The organism is Comamonas testosteroni (assembly GCF_014076415.1).
GTDB lineage: Bacteria > Pseudomonadota > Gammaproteobacteria > Burkholderiales > Burkholderiaceae_C > Comamonas > Comamonas testosteroni_F.
Window position 1 is genome coordinate 2,543,171 of sequence record NZ_CP043568.1, and the last position, 17,609, is coordinate 2,560,779.

13 protein-coding genes and 2 riboswitches are annotated in these 17,609 nt (G+C 54.0%); of the genes, 7 read left to right on the plus strand and 6 right to left on the minus strand.

The annotated features are described in order from the left end of the window. Window positions 1-234: 234 nt before the first annotated feature. A riboswitch (cobalamin riboswitch) is annotated at window positions 235-425 on the minus strand. A 687-nt stretch (window positions 426-1,112) separates the two neighbouring features. After that, window positions 1,113-1,303: riboswitch (cobalamin riboswitch) on the plus strand. Window positions 1,304-1,518: 215 nt separating this feature from the next. The 5 genes from F0P97_RS11615 to F0P97_RS11635 all read left to right on the plus strand — a co-directional run bounded on the left by F0P97_RS11615 (window position 1,519) and on the right by F0P97_RS11635 (window position 7,036). Then, window positions 1,519-3,609: a TonB-dependent receptor plug domain-containing protein gene (locus F0P97_RS11615; RefSeq protein WP_182286835.1), complete on the plus strand. Its 2,091-nt coding sequence runs from the start codon at window positions 1,519-1,521 to the stop codon at window positions 3,607-3,609. 85 nt (window positions 3,610-3,694) lie between these two features. After that, a complete protein-coding gene (locus F0P97_RS11620; RefSeq protein WP_182286836.1) occupies window positions 3,695-4,267 on the plus strand; it encodes a DUF7676 family protein in 573 nt (190 codons plus the stop codon). A 14-nt stretch (window positions 4,268-4,281) separates the two neighbouring features. Continuing rightward, on the plus strand, window positions 4,282-5,112 hold the full coding sequence (locus F0P97_RS11625) for an ABC transporter substrate-binding protein (RefSeq protein ID WP_182286837.1): 831 nt from the start codon (window positions 4,282-4,284) through the stop codon (window positions 5,110-5,112). A gap of 3 nt (window positions 5,113-5,115) precedes the next feature. Next, a complete protein-coding gene (locus tag F0P97_RS11630) occupies window positions 5,116-6,261 on the plus strand; it encodes a FecCD family ABC transporter permease (protein ID WP_182286838.1) in 1,146 nt (381 codons plus the stop codon). After that, window positions 6,251-7,036: an ABC transporter ATP-binding protein gene (locus tag F0P97_RS11635; protein WP_182286839.1), complete on the plus strand. Its 786-nt coding sequence runs from the start codon at window positions 6,251-6,253 to the stop codon at window positions 7,034-7,036. Before F0P97_RS11630 ends, F0P97_RS11635 begins: the two co-directional genes overlap by 11 nt. Window positions 7,037-7,385: 349 nt before the next feature. Here F0P97_RS11635 and F0P97_RS11640 read toward each other — a convergent pair whose 3' ends face one another. The 3 genes from F0P97_RS11640 to msuE all read right to left on the minus strand — a co-directional run bounded on the left by F0P97_RS11640 (window position 7,386) and on the right by msuE (window position 10,133). Then, window positions 7,386-8,423 carry a methionine synthase gene (locus tag F0P97_RS11640; protein WP_182286840.1) on the minus strand — a complete coding sequence of 346 codons (1,038 nt, stop codon included), beginning with the start codon at window positions 8,421-8,423 and terminating at the stop codon, window positions 7,386-7,388. Window positions 8,424-8,521: 98 nt separating this feature from the next. Then, window positions 8,522-9,505, minus strand: coding sequence for a DUF1852 domain-containing protein (locus F0P97_RS11645; protein ID WP_182286841.1), 984 nt, complete (start codon window positions 9,503-9,505; stop codon window positions 8,522-8,524). Between the two features lie 46 nt (window positions 9,506-9,551). Then, a complete protein-coding gene (gene msuE, locus F0P97_RS11650) occupies window positions 9,552-10,133 on the minus strand; it encodes an FMN reductase (protein ID WP_182286842.1) in 582 nt (193 codons plus the stop codon). Between the two features lie 178 nt (window positions 10,134-10,311). Here msuE and F0P97_RS11655 point away from each other — a divergent pair, with 178 nt between their 5' ends. Further along, window positions 10,312-11,196, plus strand: a complete 885-nt coding sequence (locus tag F0P97_RS11655; RefSeq protein WP_182286843.1) for a LysR family transcriptional regulator — start codon at window positions 10,312-10,314, stop codon at window positions 11,194-11,196. 1,398 nt (window positions 11,197-12,594) lie between these two features. Here F0P97_RS11655 and F0P97_RS28005 read toward each other — a convergent pair. The 3 genes from F0P97_RS28005 to F0P97_RS11670 form a co-directional block, all read right to left on the minus strand. Next, complete coding sequence (locus F0P97_RS28005; protein ID WP_420093902.1) at window positions 12,595-13,629, minus strand: type IV toxin-antitoxin system AbiEi family antitoxin domain-containing protein; 1,035 nt, start codon at window positions 13,627-13,629, stop codon at window positions 12,595-12,597. A gap of 126 nt (window positions 13,630-13,755) precedes the next feature. After that, window positions 13,756-14,697 (minus strand): hypothetical protein, encoded by a 942-nt coding sequence (locus tag F0P97_RS11665; RefSeq protein ID WP_182286845.1) that lies wholly within the window; start codon window positions 14,695-14,697, stop codon window positions 13,756-13,758. Window positions 14,698-15,830: 1,133 nt separating this feature from the next. After that, window positions 15,831-16,430 carry an FMN-dependent NADH-azoreductase gene (locus tag F0P97_RS11670; RefSeq protein WP_182286846.1) on the minus strand — a complete coding sequence of 200 codons (600 nt, stop codon included), beginning with the start codon at window positions 16,428-16,430 and terminating at the stop codon, window positions 15,831-15,833. Between the two features lie 110 nt (window positions 16,431-16,540). Here F0P97_RS11670 and F0P97_RS11675 point away from each other — a divergent pair, with 110 nt between their 5' ends. Next, window positions 16,541-17,452, plus strand: a complete 912-nt coding sequence (locus F0P97_RS11675; protein ID WP_182286847.1) for a LysR family transcriptional regulator — start codon at window positions 16,541-16,543, stop codon at window positions 17,450-17,452. The last annotated feature ends 157 nt before the right edge of the window (window positions 17,453-17,609 follow it).

A 17,609-nucleotide genomic window follows, 5' to 3' on the forward strand; every position in this document is an offset into this window, starting at 1 on the left:
GTGGCACGTCAGTAGCTTGCCGCAACCAGAATACTTTTTATGCGCAGCGCCGCCTTGCTGGCCAGCATTGGTGAGATGCAGGGCTATCGCAATCGTCTTTGTGCAAGAAAAGGGCAACTCGATCCAGATGTGGACGAGGCTCCGGGGCAGCAAACATAAACATCAAAACGAAAAACGCTTGGTTTACGCTACTGAACGGAGCTATCCGTCCACCTAGAGCCCTCGCTCGATGGCACAGTAACGAATCGCACTGGCAGGTCTCCTGGCTCGCACCGTGTTTGGCGCCATTCACACCTTCCCGCCTTGAGAACAAAGCAGTGGCTTTCGTGAAGGACTCAGTGCTTACAGTTGCGAGGACAGCCACGTAGTTTCAACGTGTTCCCTTTTTCATCCCGAGATGGGAGCGCAGAGCTTGGCAGATTGTAACGATGGCATGAGTTTACTGCCTCGGTCACGAATCCGCTCGCAACGTTAATAAACACATTCTCTTGGAAGCGGACACTCAGAAAGATGTATTGGAATTCCGCTTCTGGCCGAACTCAGTCGGTCAAGACCCGCAGACTTGTCAGCCGTAACCAGCACAGGCGGTTAATTCAACCGGAATACGTAGACCCCCTCAGTACCTACCCGTGGACTGCGAAAGCCGCTCCGTACGGATGACAGCAGAAGGGCTGGAGCTGTTACAGCGCTGCTCGACAGAGATGGTTGTGCTAGATCTAGCATTCCGGACAAAAGTGCCATCGATTAGGAATCAGCCATCAGTACGCATGTCAAATGGCGACATCGTACTCATCATCGCTGTGAACGATTGGGCCTTGATGAGGTCAACTGTGAACGCACGTTTGCCCGTTGCGATGAGCTCAGATAGATAGGTGTAATCCATTTATCGCTGGGTCTCATCCGTTGGCCGATGTGTTTGATTACATCGAGGTGTTCTGCAACCGGTCACGCCGCCACAGTCATCTGGGTGGAGTCAGGCCCGACGATTTTGAGCGCGCCGGGGCTTGAGTCACGGAAGTGTCTACAGGAGTGGGGGAGATTCAGCCTGCCTAGAGGGAGCGCTGCACCACATCGTCTAAATGAGCGAGGAGACAAAATTTTTAAGCCATGTAGAATCCCGCTTCAGCATTGAGCTTCCCTTTTCTAAGGGAATGAAAACGGGAACACGTTGCAAATACGTGGCTGTCCTCGCAACTGTGAGCACCGAGCTGCTGCCATAACCACTGCCAATTTCGGCGGGAAGGGGCACACAGCGCCAAAGACGGTGTGAGCCAGGAGACCTGCCAATGCGAGTCGTTACTGTGCCATTGAGCGAGGGCTCTGAGTGGACGGGTCTACCGATGCAGTAGCGTAAACAAACTCTTTTTGTTTATGTTTGCCGCATCATGATAGTTCCGCATTCACGGTCCCATCGCACCTGACAAGCTCATACTTCGACGACACAGCTCATCGATGCGATGGGCTGCGTTCCGCTGTCTGTTTGTCTGGTGGCGGCAAGCCTTATGACTTGCTACCTCAATGAAAACCAGATTGATGAGCGCTGCGGCGCTCGGACTGCTTCCACCTCTTCTCTCGTCGTTCGCGTTTGCGCAAAGCTCTCCTGGAACTGAACAGGCCACGGGACAAGCTGCGCCATCCTCTCAGCAACGGCCCAGTTTGAGAGATTCCGGCTCAGATGCCGCCGGAACCCAGTTGGCGGAAACGCTGGTGGAAGCATCCAAGCTGGATAAAGATGTTTTCACGCTGACGCAAGCTGCAACCATCATCGAGCAGGAGCAGATCGAGCGCGGCTCGTACACTGATCTCACCGAAGTTCTTCGAAGTGTGCCTGGGCTGGAGTTCAAACAAGTCGGAGGCCCAGGTCAGTACAACTACATCAAGATGAGAGGCTTTGGCTCTGCCAACGTGTTGGTTGTGGTCGACGGGGTTTCCATGAATCTGCCCAGCACGGGAGATGTGGCCAACCTACTGAGCCAATATGATCCTTCGTCCATCTCTCGCATTGAAATTCTGCGAGGACCACAGACGGTTCTGTACGGCTCGAACGCAACTGCTGGAGTCATCTCGATTACGACGAAGCGTGGTTCGCTCGAGCCCAAGCGCAGTATCTCTGTTGAAGCTGGTTCTCTCGGTTGGAAAAAGGCCAAAGCCTCGTTTCAACAGGCCTTTGATGTTGCCGATGGCAAGCTGAGCACCTCTTTATATGCGTCTCACACTGACAGCGATGGTCTGCTGAAGTACGAAGGTACTCGTGACACCACACTTCAAGCGTCTGCTGATTTTCGTGGAAAGTCCATCGATGCCGGCATCGCCCTCACACATAACAAGAATCGCTTTAACTATGCCCAACTGAAAGAGGTCACAACGGGTCCTAACGGCGCCCCGGCCTATTGGGGCATGCAGCTTCCGGATCCCAACGCCTACAACGATCGCCGCACAGACACAGCTAGCGCCTATCTTGAGCAACGTCTCACAGAGCAACTCAGCCAACGCTTGGAGCTTGGTTGGACGCAGACACGTCGTACCAACGCGGATCCCAACGACGGGTTGCTGGGATATGTCACCGCCCCCTGGAATCATTTCTCTCTGGACTATAAAAATTACTTCAATCAGGGAGAGCTGGTTCCGTTCTACGACAGCGGTTTTGTCGGCACTGCCAACTACAAGGATCAGAGCAAGCAGCTGAACTACAGCCTCAAGTATGCGGGTCAAGGATTCAAGGTCCTTGGCGGCGCAGAGCTCTACGATGCGAGCGCATCACAGTGGGGGGCTTATGGCAGCTTGCAGGGCAAGAATAAGCGCAAGTCGCTCTATGCCAACGGGGAATACCAAGTTGGCGTTTCCGGTCCTATTCTTGCCGCAGGGGTTCGTCATGACAAGTACGACGTCTGGGGGAGCAAGACAACAGGGAGCGTGGGGATCAATCAGCAAGTTGGCAATGTGACCATCTTTGGCAACTATGCGACCAGCTATGCAGCCCCGACTTTGTCGCAGCTCTACAACCCGACGTATGGCAACACCAACCTCAAGCCAGAAAGTGGTCGCATGGTTGAGTTGGGCATCCGCCAGGTCCTACCCAGCCTTGGCGCGAACTGGGAAGCCAATCTCTGGAAGGGCAAGGTCAAAGATGCCATTCTGTATGACGGCAGTATCACTAATTCACGCACCAGCAGCGGCTATGGGTTGTATGCGAATGGCGACGCGCTGGAAACGCAAGGCCTAGAGTTGAGTGGGGCTCTGCGTATCAACACGCAGTGGCAACTGAAAGCCAACTACACCTACACTGACTCCCAGACCAAGAAAAAAGGCAAAGACTTTGCTCGCACAGTCCAAGTGGCGCGGCACAAAGGGAACATTGGTCTGGCCTATGCCAATGGTCCCCTGAATGTGGATTTCTCTGCATTCCTGACTGGCAAGCGCTATGACTGGACCGGGGTGGACTGGATTCCTGGCTACGTGCGCTTCGATGTATCTGCACGCTATGCAGTGAACAAGCAACTCAATCTCTTTGCTCGTATCGAGAACATCTTCGACCACAAGGTCCAGGAAGGTCTTGGCTACAAGCCCATGGGTATCTACGGCATCGTTGGCGCTGAATACAAATTCTGAGCCCGGTAGAGCGCCGATGCGTGTACCTCTCAATGGATGCGCAGGCGCGTCTTTTCACAAAACTTGATAACAAAGGAGAAACCCCATGACGACGGAAGTGCGCCTGCAACAGCCGATAGAAACAAATGAATCCAGCCTGGGCCATGTGCAAGCCTGGGCGCTTCCAGCCGATGAAGACAGCCTTTGGATGCTCTGCAAGGACATCTTCCAAAAACACTGGGGCGAAATTGTTTTTGGCTCACTGATTCCTGGTGCCGTATGGGAAATCAGAGCTCCCAATGCGCCAACAAAGGTCAGCGTTCTAGATGGCTATCTGACTGTCGATTTTGGAGCCTGGCATTTCCATATCTGCATTGGTCATTTCAAGGGTGCTTCGGATGAAGATGCATTCATGCGCCGCACGGGCCGTGCTGAGCTATACCGCGTCCTGAATAAGGAAGGCACACCCAAGTCCTGGGGGGTGCGCTTGTTCAACAACGCGGGGCAGCAACAAATGACAGTGTTCTTGCCAAACCCTTTCCTTACACCGGAGCAGCAAATTGCTCCAGCCCCTGATTGGTCGCGCTTGGCCATCTGGGACTGGTTGCGCGAAACCTACCTTGGGTTGCCCAGTGATCCAGCCGACCGCAGCGGCCGAGGATTTTCATGTGGCGGCTAAGGCCCAATAAGTATTTGACGATTGCTGCTCTCTTTGTGAGTGCAGCTACGTTATGGCCTGTTCAACAGGCTTACGCACAGCCTGAAAGCAATGTGCCGCAACGCATCGTTTCACTGAATTTATGCACAGACCAGTTGCTGCTGCAACTGGTCGACCCCCAACGGATCGCTGCACTTTCCCATCTGAGCAAAGATCCGCGCAGCTCTGCTTTGCACGCGAAAGCCGAAGGTCTACCTACTGTGCGTGGCAATACTGAAGAAGTGCTCGCGCTCAAGCCTGATCTGGTGCTTGTGGGAACCTATACAACGCGACACACAAATTCCATGTTGCGCAAATTTGGTATTCCTGTAGTAGCAATCCCAGGGGCTAACAGCTTCGATGATGTACGTAAAGAAATCCGTGAAGTCGCCAAAGCGGTTGCCGAAGCTCCCAGAGGAGAGCAACTGATTGCCCAATTCGACCAGAGATTGGAGCAACTAAGGGCTTCTGCGCCCAAGCATAGAAAAACAGCGATGCGCTATAGCGCAGGTGGCTACACCGCGGGCAGCAATACCTTATATGACTCGATTTTTGAAGCTGCGGGCTTCATCAATGGAGCGAAGAACGCCAACGTCAAAGGCTATGGGCGATTGCCAATAGAGCGGCTGATTGAGCAAAAGCCGGAGGTAATTTTGGGCAGCGACTACAAGCCCGAAACGCCGACACAAGGCAATCGCATGCTCAGTCATCCCGCCATTCAAGGGCTCCATGCACGAAGCCTTGTTCTGTCTTCGCGCGACATTGTCTGTGGCGGAATCTGGAATCTTGAAGCTGCACAGAAACTTCGGGAAGAAGCTGGAAGCTAATCTATGGATACGCATAATCTGAATTCAGTTGCTGGAGGCAATGTCGGCAGCTTTGTAGTTCCTCCAAAGCGGGACCACAGACACAAAGTCATAGTCAGCAACGGTGATGAATTCGCTGTACCTCAAAGCGCTGCCCTAGGACTGCGAACGTTGTCGAGTGCATCGCCTGTGATTGTCCTGCTGCTTTTGGCGACAGCACTTCTGGCTGCTTGCTCACTGTTTGTAGGGTATGTGGACATGGATCCTTTGCGATTGCTTCATGGAGCGATGGCCAGTGACCTAGTCCCATCAAGAATTCTGATTGATATCAGATTACCTCGGACTGTTTTATGCATGGCGGTGGGCGCTACGTTGGGACTGACTGGAGCAGCCATGCAAGGGCTGCTGAGAAACCCTCTGGCCGAGCCGGGCCTTCTTGGCGTCTCTAGTGGTGCAGCCCTAGGTGCGGTCGTCGCCCTGTATACAGGTATCGCCAACGCCTTCTATCTGGCTTTGCCGTTGGCGGGTTTTCTGGGCACGGCTCTCGCATGCGCTTTCGTATTTATTCTTGCTGGACACAACACCCCTAGAACCACGCTCATCCTGGGCGGGGTTGCGGTTTCTGCACTCTGTGGTTCCTTGATCTCCTTGATCCTGAATTGGTCGACCAATCCCATGGCCATGAGCGAGATCGTGTTTTGGATGATGGGGTCTCTGGCAGACCGTAGCAATCAAGATTTGCTGCTTTCAGTTCCCTTCATGCTGGCAGGCTGCGTCCTCTTGATAACTTGTGGGAAGGCACTTCAAGCACTGGCTTTAGGTGAAGAAACTGCTCATTCAATGGGCGTAAATCTGAGCCGCTTGCGCATCAAAATTTTGCTCGGCTGTGCTCTGGCTGTCGGTGCTGCCGTCTCTGTATCAGGCAGTATCGGCTTCATTGGTTTAGTAGCCCCTCACTTGATGAGAAAGACTGCCCAGGGAGATCCTGCAAAGCTGCTACCACTCTCCGCCCTCGCTGGGGCAGCGCTTCTCCTCATTGCAGATCTTGGTGTCCGCTTTCTCTACAACAGTGGCCAGGAATTGAAACTTGGCGTGCTCACATCACTAGTTGGAGCGCCATTTTTCATTGCACTCATCGTACGCAGCAGAGGCGCATCACATGATCAGTAACCTCGCTACCAGCCGCCTTGTCTGCCGCAATGTGTCCATTAAAACTCCAGATAAGAACATTCTCGATGGCGTTGACTTTGAGCTGGCCCCTGGAGAGCTAGTAGGCATTATTGGAAGCAATGGAGCTGGCAAATCCAGCTTGCTCAAATCCATGATCGGCCTCATCAAAGGATCATCGGGATTGATCTCTCTTGGCGAACGTAAGATGGCCAGTATGACGCCAGGTGAGCAAGCCAGGCTGGTGTCCTATCTGGCACAAGGACAACAGATCAACTGGCCGCAAACTGTAGAGCGCGTTGTTTCTTTGGGCCGAATACCGCATGTCCGTGACAGCGTTTTAGATGCCAGGATCATTCGTGAAACCATGCGACAGGTGGAAGTTCATCACTTGGCTAAGCGCAATGTCCAGACCCTTTCTGGAGGTGAGCGTGCGCGAGTTCTACTAGCTAGGGCGCTTGCAGTTCAAGCCCCCTTTTTGTTGGCCGACGAGCCATTGGCCGCGCTGGATCCCTCTCATCAACTTCGCATCATGCAATTGCTGCTGGAGCAGGCGCATGAAGGCTTGGCGGTTGCCGTGGTTTTGCATGACTTGTCGCTGGCAATGCGTTTCTGCACACGCATTGTGGTGCTTCACCAAGGCAAGAAGATTGCCGATGCAAAGCCCGATATTGCATGCTCAGATGCTATCTTGGCGCAAGCTTTTGGTATTGACGTCGCGCGTGCAAGCTGGAACAGCAACACCTTCGCAGTGCCGTGGGCTATATGCGAAAGATAGTCCCGCCGCAGCGAGATCTCGAAAGTCGTCACATAGGACAGCACATTAAAGGCTTTCGCCGATCGCGGATGCTTTCGTGTACTGCGATGGCTCATGCGCTAGGAGTGAGCAAAGCTTATTTGATTTCGCTGGAAGAAAATCAAAAACCTATAACGCCAGCACTTGAAGCTAAATTTCGACGGGCTTTTGGAATAGAGGTAAAGAATTTATGTGAGCTTGATATTGGCGCGGCAAGGACATAGATAGATGCTTTGTGTTCTCTACGGAAAAGCCGCTCAATCTGGTATGCGCAGGATGTGTCGCGCCACCGACGGCGCGACCGGCATGACTGCTCAGGACGACAGGGCGGTCACGCTATAGTAAGCCGCGCTTTGGCCAGCTTCGTGCCTGCTGCCAGAGCTTCCAACTTACGCCACGCCACGTCCCGCCCCATCGGTGCCAGACCGCAATTCGTGCATGGGAACAGTCGCTCCTTCGGTACGAACTCCAGCGCTCGGCCAATGGTGTCAGCAATTTCTTCGGGGGTCTCGACCACATCGCTGGCTACGTCGATCACACCGACCAACACGTCTTTACCTGCCAGCAGCTTCATCAGATCGGGCGGTACATGGGAGTGAATGCATTCCAGGCTCACTTGGTCGATGCTGCTGCGGGCAAGTGCTGGAAACACCGTCTCATACTGACGCCATTCTTCGCCCAGGGTGCTTTTCCAGTCTGTATTGGCCTTGATTCCATAGCCGTAGCAGATATGTACCGCCGTCGTGCAGCTCAAGCCCTGCACTGCACGCTCCAGCGCTTTCACGCCCCAGTCGGCAGCGTCCTTCATGTAGACATTGAAGGCAGGTTCGTCGAACTGGATGATGTCTACGCCATCAGCCTGAAGCGCCAGGGCCTCCTGGTTGAGCAACTCGGCAAAGGCGAAGGCCATCTTGACCCTTCCGTCAGCATCACCGCCGTAAAAGCGATCCGCCACAGTGTCCACGATGGTCATTGGACCAGGTAGAGTGAATTTCAGCTTCTTCTTCGTGTGCGCGCGCGCCAACTGGGCTTCGAAGGCATGTACGCGGCCCTTCAGGGCCAGGGCTGACGTCACCTGCGGCACCATCGCGTCGTAGCGGTTGTCGCGGATGCCCATTTTCACCTTGTTCTCGAAGTCAATGCCCTCGACTTGTTCGAGGAAACCATGCACGAAATGCTGGCGCGACTGCTCCCCGTCACACACGATATCCAGGCCTGCATCTTCCTGGGCCTTGATCCATAGCAGGGTTGCATCGGCCTTGGCTTGGCGAAGTGCATCGCCTTCAGCCTTCCACTGGGGCCAGAGCTTGTTGGTTTCTGCCAGCCAGGCGGGTTTCGGCAGGCTGCCTGCGATGGAGGTTTCGAACATCAGAGAAATTCCTTTCAAACAAAATTGGGGGAGCCCAGGTGCTGCTTGCCTGGGTAGCCATGGGATGCAATGAAGCTGCTAGTGCCTGCGCAGGTCACTCAGATCGCGAAATCGGTAGCCCACTGTTCAAGCACATTCTTGTAGGGCTTGATGAAGTGCTCTTCCGTGAATTTCCCCTGCTTGACAGCCAACTGGCTGCGCTCTTCCCGGTCATAGACAATCTGCGTTAACGAATAGTCTTGGTGCTTCAAGCTCGGTTGATAGAGCTTTCCAGCAGCAGAGTTGGCGTTGTAAATCTCGGGCCGGTAGATCTTCTGAAAGGTTTCCATGGTGCTGATCGTGCCGATCAGCTCGAGGTTCGTGTAGTCGTTCAGCAGGTCACCGTAGAAGTAGAAAGCGAAGGGAGCAACGCTGTCGGGCGGCATGAAAAAGCGCACCTGCATCCCCATCTTGGCGAAATATTGGTCCGTCGATGACAGCTCGTTCTGTTGGTACTCAATGCCAAGTACCGGGTGCAGATTTCCTGTCCGTTGATAGGTCTTGCTGGTCGAGGCGCTGATGCAGATGACCGGCGTCTTGTTGAAGCGCTCCTTGTAGGTGCGTGAGTTGACAAAGTGCTTGAACAGCTTGCCATGCAGGTCGCCAAAATTGTCCGGGGTTCTGAAATCAGTCCGGTTGAGGTTGTACTCAGGAAGCAGAACGCTAAAGTCGTAATCGCGCACATAAGATGAGAAGCTGTTCCCAACAATGCCGTCGATGCGCTTGTTCGTCGTCTTGTCGAGAATGCTGGGCTTCAGGATCTCAATCAATGGAAAAGTTGCATCGCAGCTCTTGCCATTCAGGTACATCTCAACGGAGATGATCTCAAGCCCGACGGCGTAGCGATCTCCTGCCGGATTGTCCCAATGGGCCAAGTCATTGAAGCGCTTGTCAATCATCTTCAACGTGTTGCGCAGGTTTTGCTGACGACTTATTCCGCGGGCTAGGTTGGCGAAATTGGTGGTCAAACGCGTGCTGTCCGCTGGGTGGTAGTTTTCATCGAAGCTGATGCTCTTGAGCTCAAAAGTAAGTTCGGTGTTCATGGCGATCCAGTGATTAAATTTTCTAAGAGAACAGACGATTCTTGTTTCAGGCGACGAGCAGTTCTTCGGCCAGAGAGGATTGGCCGCGTTGCGCCAATTGCAACAACGGCAATGCCCGTTGAACCGCCAGTCTGGCCCGCTCGATCAAGGCCTCATCCCGAAGTTGGTAGTCCACAAAATCCTTGTCGGTTGCATAAACACCCAACGGCAAGGTGCGCGCCTGAAAGAAGCTAAACAATGGTCGCAGTTGGTGGTCGATGACCAGGGAGTGCCGTTCACTGCCGCCGGCGGCAGCCAACAAGATGGGCTTGTCGATCAGAGCATCCTGATGAATAAAGTCAAAGAAGTGCTTGAATAGTCCCGTGTAGGAGCCGCGATAAACAGGGGTTGCCACTATCAGAACATCAGCTCGCTCGACGGCTGTCAATTGCTGCTCCACTGCGTCGGGTAGTTGTGAGCGCCAGACAGCACCAGCCAACTGAGGTGCGATCTGTCCAATTTCAATCAGGCTTTGCTGACACGGGACTTCGACGGAGATCAGGCCCAATAGATGCTCCGCCAGCACTGTGGATTTAGAAGGATGTTGCAGCCCGCCGGAGAGCGCTACTACATGGAGTGGATTTGTCATTTTTACTTTCAAAGATACGTATACAGGACACCGCGATCTCACCAATTGCACCCGAGCAGCAATAGGGCCTTGACTTCGAGGCAGGCTTAATGCTTGTCACATTGGATGCAGATGCTAATGATGGTTATCAATGAAGTAAAATGGTCTTATTTCACATATCCATGAGGTTTGCTCATAAATGATTGAGCGCATTCATCTAACTATCGTCCGGGAAGTAGAAAAGCAGGGATCTTTGACTGCGGCAGCAGATGTGCTTTGTGTCACGCAATCCGCTCTGAGCCACAGCATCAAAAAGCTGGAGGGTCAACTAGGCTTGGATATCTGGCTACGCGAAGGCCGTAACTTGCGTCTCACGCAGGCTGGTCAGTACCTCCTGGCGGTTGCCAATCGCGTGATACCGCAGCTTGATCTGGCTGAGTCGCGGCTCCAGCAGTTCGCGCAAGGCGAACGCGGTAATTTGCGTATCGGTATGGAGTGCCATCCTTGCTATCAATGGCTGCTGAAAATCGTCTCTCCCTATCTGACTGAATGGCCTGATGTGGAAGTTGATGTGAAGCAGAAGTTCCAGTTTGGAGGCATTGGCGCGCTGTTTGGTTATGAAATTGATCTGCTGGTGACGCCTGACCCGCTTCATAAGCCTGGGTTGGAGTTTGTGCCAGTGTTCGATTACGAGCAGGTACTGGTCGTGTCCAAACAGCATCAGTTGGCCCAGGCGGAGCATGTATTGCCCAGGCACCTCAGCGATCAGATTCTCATTACTTATCCGGTAGCGACTGACCGCCTGGATATCTATAACCAATTTTTGTTGCCTGCGGGTATTGCGCCGCGTCGCCACAAGACGATTGAGACCACAGACATCATGTTGCAGATGGTAGCCAGCGGACGCGGCGTGGCTGCGTTACCGCGCTGGCTTGCTCAGGAGTATGCTGAGAAGATGTCGGTTGTGCCTGTGCGTCTAGGAAAAAAAGGAATTGCAAAGCAAATCCACCTCGGTGCTCGCAAGGTGGATCTGGATACAGACTATCTGCAAGCTTTTATTGCGTTGGCGCGTAAACCTTTGTGAGTTTTTGAGTCTTATCGGTGCTTCTTTTCCTGAGCATCCCACAAGTCATTGTTCACCAAACGCTGACGTTCTAGGAGGGGTTCGACGCTGGTAGGACCTTGGCCTACCTTGTGCTCATCGTGCAGCAGGGGCAGGCAGATTGACATATCAGTGACAGCGCTTTGCAGGGCAGCATTAGCATGGAACATGACACCGAAGCTCAGCGACGTCATTAAGGATGGGGGTCTTACTGCCGACCACCAGCTTCATGAGCTTGGGCACCTTGGTGCAACCGCTGCATTGCAGTAGTCAGGTAGGTGCGTCGAGTGGCTCCGGCGTTGTGGATGCAACCGATCGATGCAACGCATGCGTTAATCATCTCAGCCGGGGTTCTGTACCCAAAGTTTTCCTAGGTGCGCGCCGAAGAAAAAGTACCAAGACACCAATCTAAGCAAGCCACCATTACCGATCATCGTGATCCGGTCGCGTTGCGTGAATACTTTGGTTTTATGACGCGCTTTTTCATTGCGTCGTAACTACCTATTCAAGTAACCTGACCAGTCGGTATCTACCTTGAGTGGCCGTTTGAACTTCGCCCATCTATGCCTCTAAGCAGCGACACATGTCGCTGCCATTCAGCCTCATACCGCCCTTATTGACGGCCATCAGATTGCAACAGGTCAGTGGTCGGATGAGGTCCCTGACACTGCCCGGGCTTTGGGAGTAGGTGGGCTTGGCACTTAGGCATCCCAATGCCGAGTATCGTTGAATACATGCACAACCATACTTGCTGAGCAAGCGAGGTGTGGATGGGATGTAACGTTTTTGATCGATTTTTCCTATATTAATTTGTACGAGCTGAAAACAGCTCCGCCGCGCTTCACGCCGCCGGAATGCTGAGTGATGACCTTGCCATTGCAAGGCTCGCTTGACGCAGCAGATGGATAACTTGCTCCTTGCGCCGAACGACAATCCGGGCTTTGGGCAAACTGGTCACAATTGTGGCCAGCGAACTGCCAAGTACCGCCGCAGACGACGCCTATGCGCCAGGACTGCGGGGATATGCAGGTGCTGGGGGAAAGCGTTGAGATACCTGCAACGGCGGCGAAGCAAGCACCGTGACGTGAAAGGCTTGCGGGTAGTGCGGCTCCATACGTTCAGCCAATCTTGAAGGTCTAGCCTAGTCTTCCTAGGAGGCTAGGCTATGCCCACCAACGTTCAGTTCAGGGTAGAGAGACTCAAGGGAGGGAATCCAAGCTCTGAGTAGCTCCACGGGCATAGCCATGGATTCGCTGGATAGGAATGCATCATCTACAAAGAAGGGAGTTTTGGAAGATCAGAGCGTGAATTCAACGTGGAATTCTCATCAGCAGCCTGATTGATCAGCCAACTTTGCAATCCTAGCTAAGTCGATGAACCCTATGATGTTGGCACTAGCTCACGCAGTTGTGCATCATGGCGGATGCTCCACTTGGTGTTGACTTCGAATGTGCTTTCTCGTTCTGCATCTCCCAGGACCAGAGGTTGGATATTCTTCCTTCGCGATTGGAGCCATGCATACACAATCTGAGACAGGCTCGTCAATCGTAGATGATCCAAGATGAATCCGAGTCGTTGTGCCACAGGGACTTGGTGTATCGCATCTAGAGCCTGTTTCAGTGCTCGCTGGTTCAGGCTGGGTGCGAAATCTCTTGTGATACGAGTTATGTACTCAATTCCCCCTACATCTGCCTGATGACGTATGAGATCCAAGAGTGTGGCCTCCCTGGTACTGACTCGCCAAGGCGCGACGCCTGCATTCACTGTGGTTGTTGGGGTTTCGGCGACGGATCCTTTGCTGAAGAACCTCACCTTGAGTGAGCCTGGAGTTAATGGTTGGCGTGGGCAAGCGACCATCACTTGAGTTTCTTGGAGCGCAAAATTGGACGACCCCCAATAGCGCGCCGCAGACAATAGGGCCACGTAGTAGCTGGGCTCGATTCGCCTGAGGCAGTCGTCGATCCACCAAGTGACAGGCGGAGCACCATAGTGTGCTTGTTCAGCCGGCACAATAAGGTAGCCCGCTGGTCGTCGTGTGGCTAAGGTGATCAGCCCTTCCTGAGCGAGTCGGTAGAGGGCTTTCTTCACTCTAATGCTGTCGCCGTCTTGGCCTACGAGTCTGCCGAATTCTTCTGGCTCGAAAAAGTAACGGGCTGCCGATTGAATCTTCCTGATGGCCGCTTTCGCGGTGAGGGGTTCAGACCAAGAATCCTTGGAGCTCTCGGTATGAATTTTTTGCATGGTTGCTAAGGGCACGTTCTGAAGGCACAGCCCAATCCGCTGATTCCGACGGCTGAGCTCGATCAGAAGAGACAAGTTGTGGGCTATTGGTGGTGAGGATTCTTGGTAACTTGACCTAACGCATCGTAGGGCGGTCTCGATCAAATGCCGCCTATCCTGGGTCTCCGCCTGCATAAATCTCTCATACCTAGCCTTCAAATTCGAAGCAGATGAAGGACCTTAAATGCTCGCCATCGTACCTACGATAGTCTGTCAGTTTGAGGCGCTTGAGCGCTAGAGTGGCAAGATAAAGATGAACGCCTACCGAAGTGCATTGACTTCGGCGGACAGTATGTTGCTTCGAGCTTCAGCCACTTTGTATGCCTCGATAAGTCTGTTGAAGAGCGCAGAAAGCTCCTGAGATAACTTGACAGTCGCTTCATCCACTACTTGCACCTGTTGGCATTGGGAAACGTATTCCGGCGCCAGTGGTCCGTTAGGATCCAGCTGATTGCATAGCTCTTTTGCCTGTGCAAGGCTTCGGACCACCTGGTCCCTGGCAGCGTTGGCACTTGAGATCGAGTTTTCTACTTTTAGCTGGGTGCCGTTTAGATCCTTCGAGACCAGCCGGTCCATGGCATTAATGACCTGGATTCTTGCCACGCTGTTGGGCAAGGATCGAGCATGCACAGCCATCTTTTCCTGCTTGGCAAGCACGGCGCTGTAATGGGCGGGGATCTTGCTCAGGGCGGTCAGCGTATCGGTGCCTCTGATCTGGAATTCTCGAGCACGGTTAAGGGCTGCGTTTATGTTGCTCAAGCCAGACTTGGCACGCGCGGCGTCGCCAGCTTTCTTTGCGCGGGCAGTAAGCTCGGAGATCACCGCTTGCTCTTCGCGCTCGGACGATGCAATCAGACTACTTTGAAGACCCTCGCCGCCCGCAAACTGGATGCCCGTGTTTGTTCTAGTCCCGGAGAATGCGAGAGTCCCGCCTTCAAGCCAATGTCGATCAATCCGGCCTACAACTTGGTTACCATGGGCCGCCCCTGATACAGGGGCATCAAGAATGATCTTTGTGTCGGATTCCGAGACAGATATCTGTCGATGTCGCCCAAAAATGCTTCCCTCTTTCGTCTCCATCAGTTGCAGGGATGTGTAGTCGTTATTGTTTCCTTGCCCTAGGTACAGGCCCGACCAACTGGCAGCCATCGCTGGAGCTGCGGCACAAAGCAGTGAAACGATGGCGGATTTGAAGGGTGTCATGAGTCAGTCGATCCAATGACGGATACAGATTGTTTCTAATCGTATCCTATCGAGAGGATTGCGTCACATCATGTTCCTGCTACTACATTCAGCAAGCTTATGGGCTCAATTGTCCAAGGTGCGAGCAGACAAATCAGTCATCGCTGCAATTGCATACGCAAACAAGAATCAGGCACTCACAAACGCCTACTCCGGTTGAATTGACCACCCGAAACCGAATGATTTGACATGGAGCGTGTCTAGTGCGCCCCAAGCGCTGGATATAGACCAAACTCTTAGCCCCGTTCAAAGCCTAAGGAGTGCTATTACCGAGAATCAGAAAATGGTTCCATAGGGGAGTCATGTTGACAATGAAGATACTCTTGGATACATTTTGAATGCAGTTCAATCGAATTGCGGGCAAGTTGGCGCCTGCTAGTGCATTCGCCGGACTTTCCATGTCCGACAAGGCAAAGCCAGAGGTGCAGTACAAATCCACGGCTAGATGAACTCCTGGTGTTGATTTCCACCCAGAAGTGACCCACTAGCCCCCGGCGGGTCAGTTATGCGTGGAAATTAACAATCCACCGCCGCTTGAAGCCAGGAGCGCCGCTCGTTGTCATGCATCTGAGCTTTGATCAGGAGTCTGAACTACGACGCGTCTGGCTTTCGCGCTACGCAGCATTTGCGGCCTCTTCGGGCGTAGACCCTGCAAAGGCTCAAGCAGGTGCACGAGCGGTAGGTGAGCGGCTCGAAATCCTGTCACCGATACAGGACGAAGAACTGATGCGCAAAGCCGGCTTTAAGAGCATTTCCTTGTTCTACGCAGCTTTTACGTTCCGTGGGTGGGTAGCCTATGCCTAGTAATTGTCGCGGTTGGGGCTGCCTAACCAGTTGGTCAAGCCGACACCCACAAGTGGCGCTTGTGGGGGCTCTCCGTGCTCCGCACTCCGGCGCGTCTTATCGCAAGCGCTGAATGTCTGCTTCTTGATCCTACCAGCGGCGGCTCATGGCGGATCTGCGACTGTCGCTGACCGACCCGTTGCCGTCGTTTGAGCTTTGCTTGTCTACGTCTGCCGTGTAGTGTCAGGGGGGGCTATCTCACGTTGCTGTGAAAAAGTACTCCGATGGAGTGCTTTTTGTTTGCGTTTCGCTCAGGCCGTAAGTTCGGCGATCTGCGCATGGGCGTTGGCCATGCCTTGTTCTACGCCATGCGGGCGGATGTCCATGCCTTCCGCGTAGACGAATTCCACCTCGTTGATGCCCATGAGGCCGAGCACCGAGCGCAGATAGGGCGTGACGGCGTCGGTCATCTGCCCCAGGTGAATGCCGCCGCGCGAGCTGAAGACTACGGCGCTGACGCCTTCCACCAGACCTATCGGATAGGTTTCCGTGTAACGGAAGGTCTCGCGGGCGCGGGCCACCAGGTCGAACCAGTTCTTCAGTGCCGTCGGCACGTTCAGGTTGTACATGGGAGCGCCGATCAGCAGTAGGTCGCTGGACTTGAGTTCGGCGATGAGTTGGTCGGACAGCGCCACCCCTTGCTGGATACGCTGGCTGGAGTTTTCGGCACCGCGCAGGGCGTGGAACAGCTCGTCGTCCAGCACAGGCAGGTTCATGCCGGGCAGGTCGTGCACCACCACTTCATCGACATGGCCACGGGTCTTGCGCTCGGCGAGGAAGCTGTCGATAAGGTGGTTGGTCCTGGAATGGGTGCCGTTGATGCTGGACTGAAGAACGAGAATTTTGCTCACGGAAGTGCTCCATGCAGAGAAGTTTTATTGATGCATCAAGCTTATCAAGATCTTTTTGTCGCCGATGGTGATAGTATTTCCCGTAATTGGTTCCAAAAAAGATTCAATACATGGCTGGTAGCTTGAGCGGCATCGACGTTTTCGTGACCGTGGTCGAAGCCGGCAGCTTTGCCCAGGCGGCGCAGAGACTGCATATCACCCGCTCTGCGGTCGGCAAGAGCGTGGCCCGCTTGGAGCAGCGCCTGGGCGTGCTGCTGTTTCACCGCACCACGCGCAGCCAGAGTCTCACCGAGGAGGGCTCGCTGTTCTACGACCACTGCCTGCGAGCGCTGGAGGCGTTGCGTATCGGCGAGGCGGCATTGGAAAGAGGAAAGGGCCATGTCAACGGCCGACTGAGGGTTTCCATGCCGGTGCTGTTCGGGAATTTGTACATCGCGCCCATCCTGCTTGAGCTGGCGAGAGAGCATCCTGGGTTGACGCTGGAGCTGTACTTCAGCGATCGCATGGTGGACTTGGTGGAAGAGGGTCTAGACCTGGTCATCCGCAACGGCGTGCCGCCGGACAGCGGCGATCTCGCGGCCCGCCGGCTGGGCGAGCACCACATGGTGTTTTGTGCTGCGCCGTCCTATCTGCAAGGCCATAGTGAACCCGCCACGTTGCACGACTTGCAACAGCACGACGGGCTGGCCTATACCCGCCAGGGACGGGTGCATGACTGGCAGGTGCTGGTTGATGGGCAGGTGAAGGCCATCCGGCCCAAGGCCCGTTTTCAGATGGATGACTTGCGTGCCATCACCGACGCCGCGATTGCGGGCTTCGGCATTGCCTGGCTGCCATCATGGCTGGCACGCAAGCATCTGGACAGCGGCGAGTTGCGTGAAGTGCTGCCGGGCCAGCTCAGCGTGTCCTATGTGATCAATGCGCTGTGGCCGTACACCGTGCATCTGCCGTTGAAGACGCGACTGGCGGTGGATGAACTGGTGAAGAAGCTGCCACAGCGCCTAGCAGTGGCTGAAGGATAGGTTTCTTGCTCGTTCTGGAATCTTTGATTCGCCAATTTAGACCGCAAGCGCAAGATATGGCCATGCTGCATGGTGTGGTCTGCATTACGTTTGGCAACATCGGGCAGCCCTGTGTGATGCAGACGATCTTGGAGAAACTGGATGAATTAACAGAGCA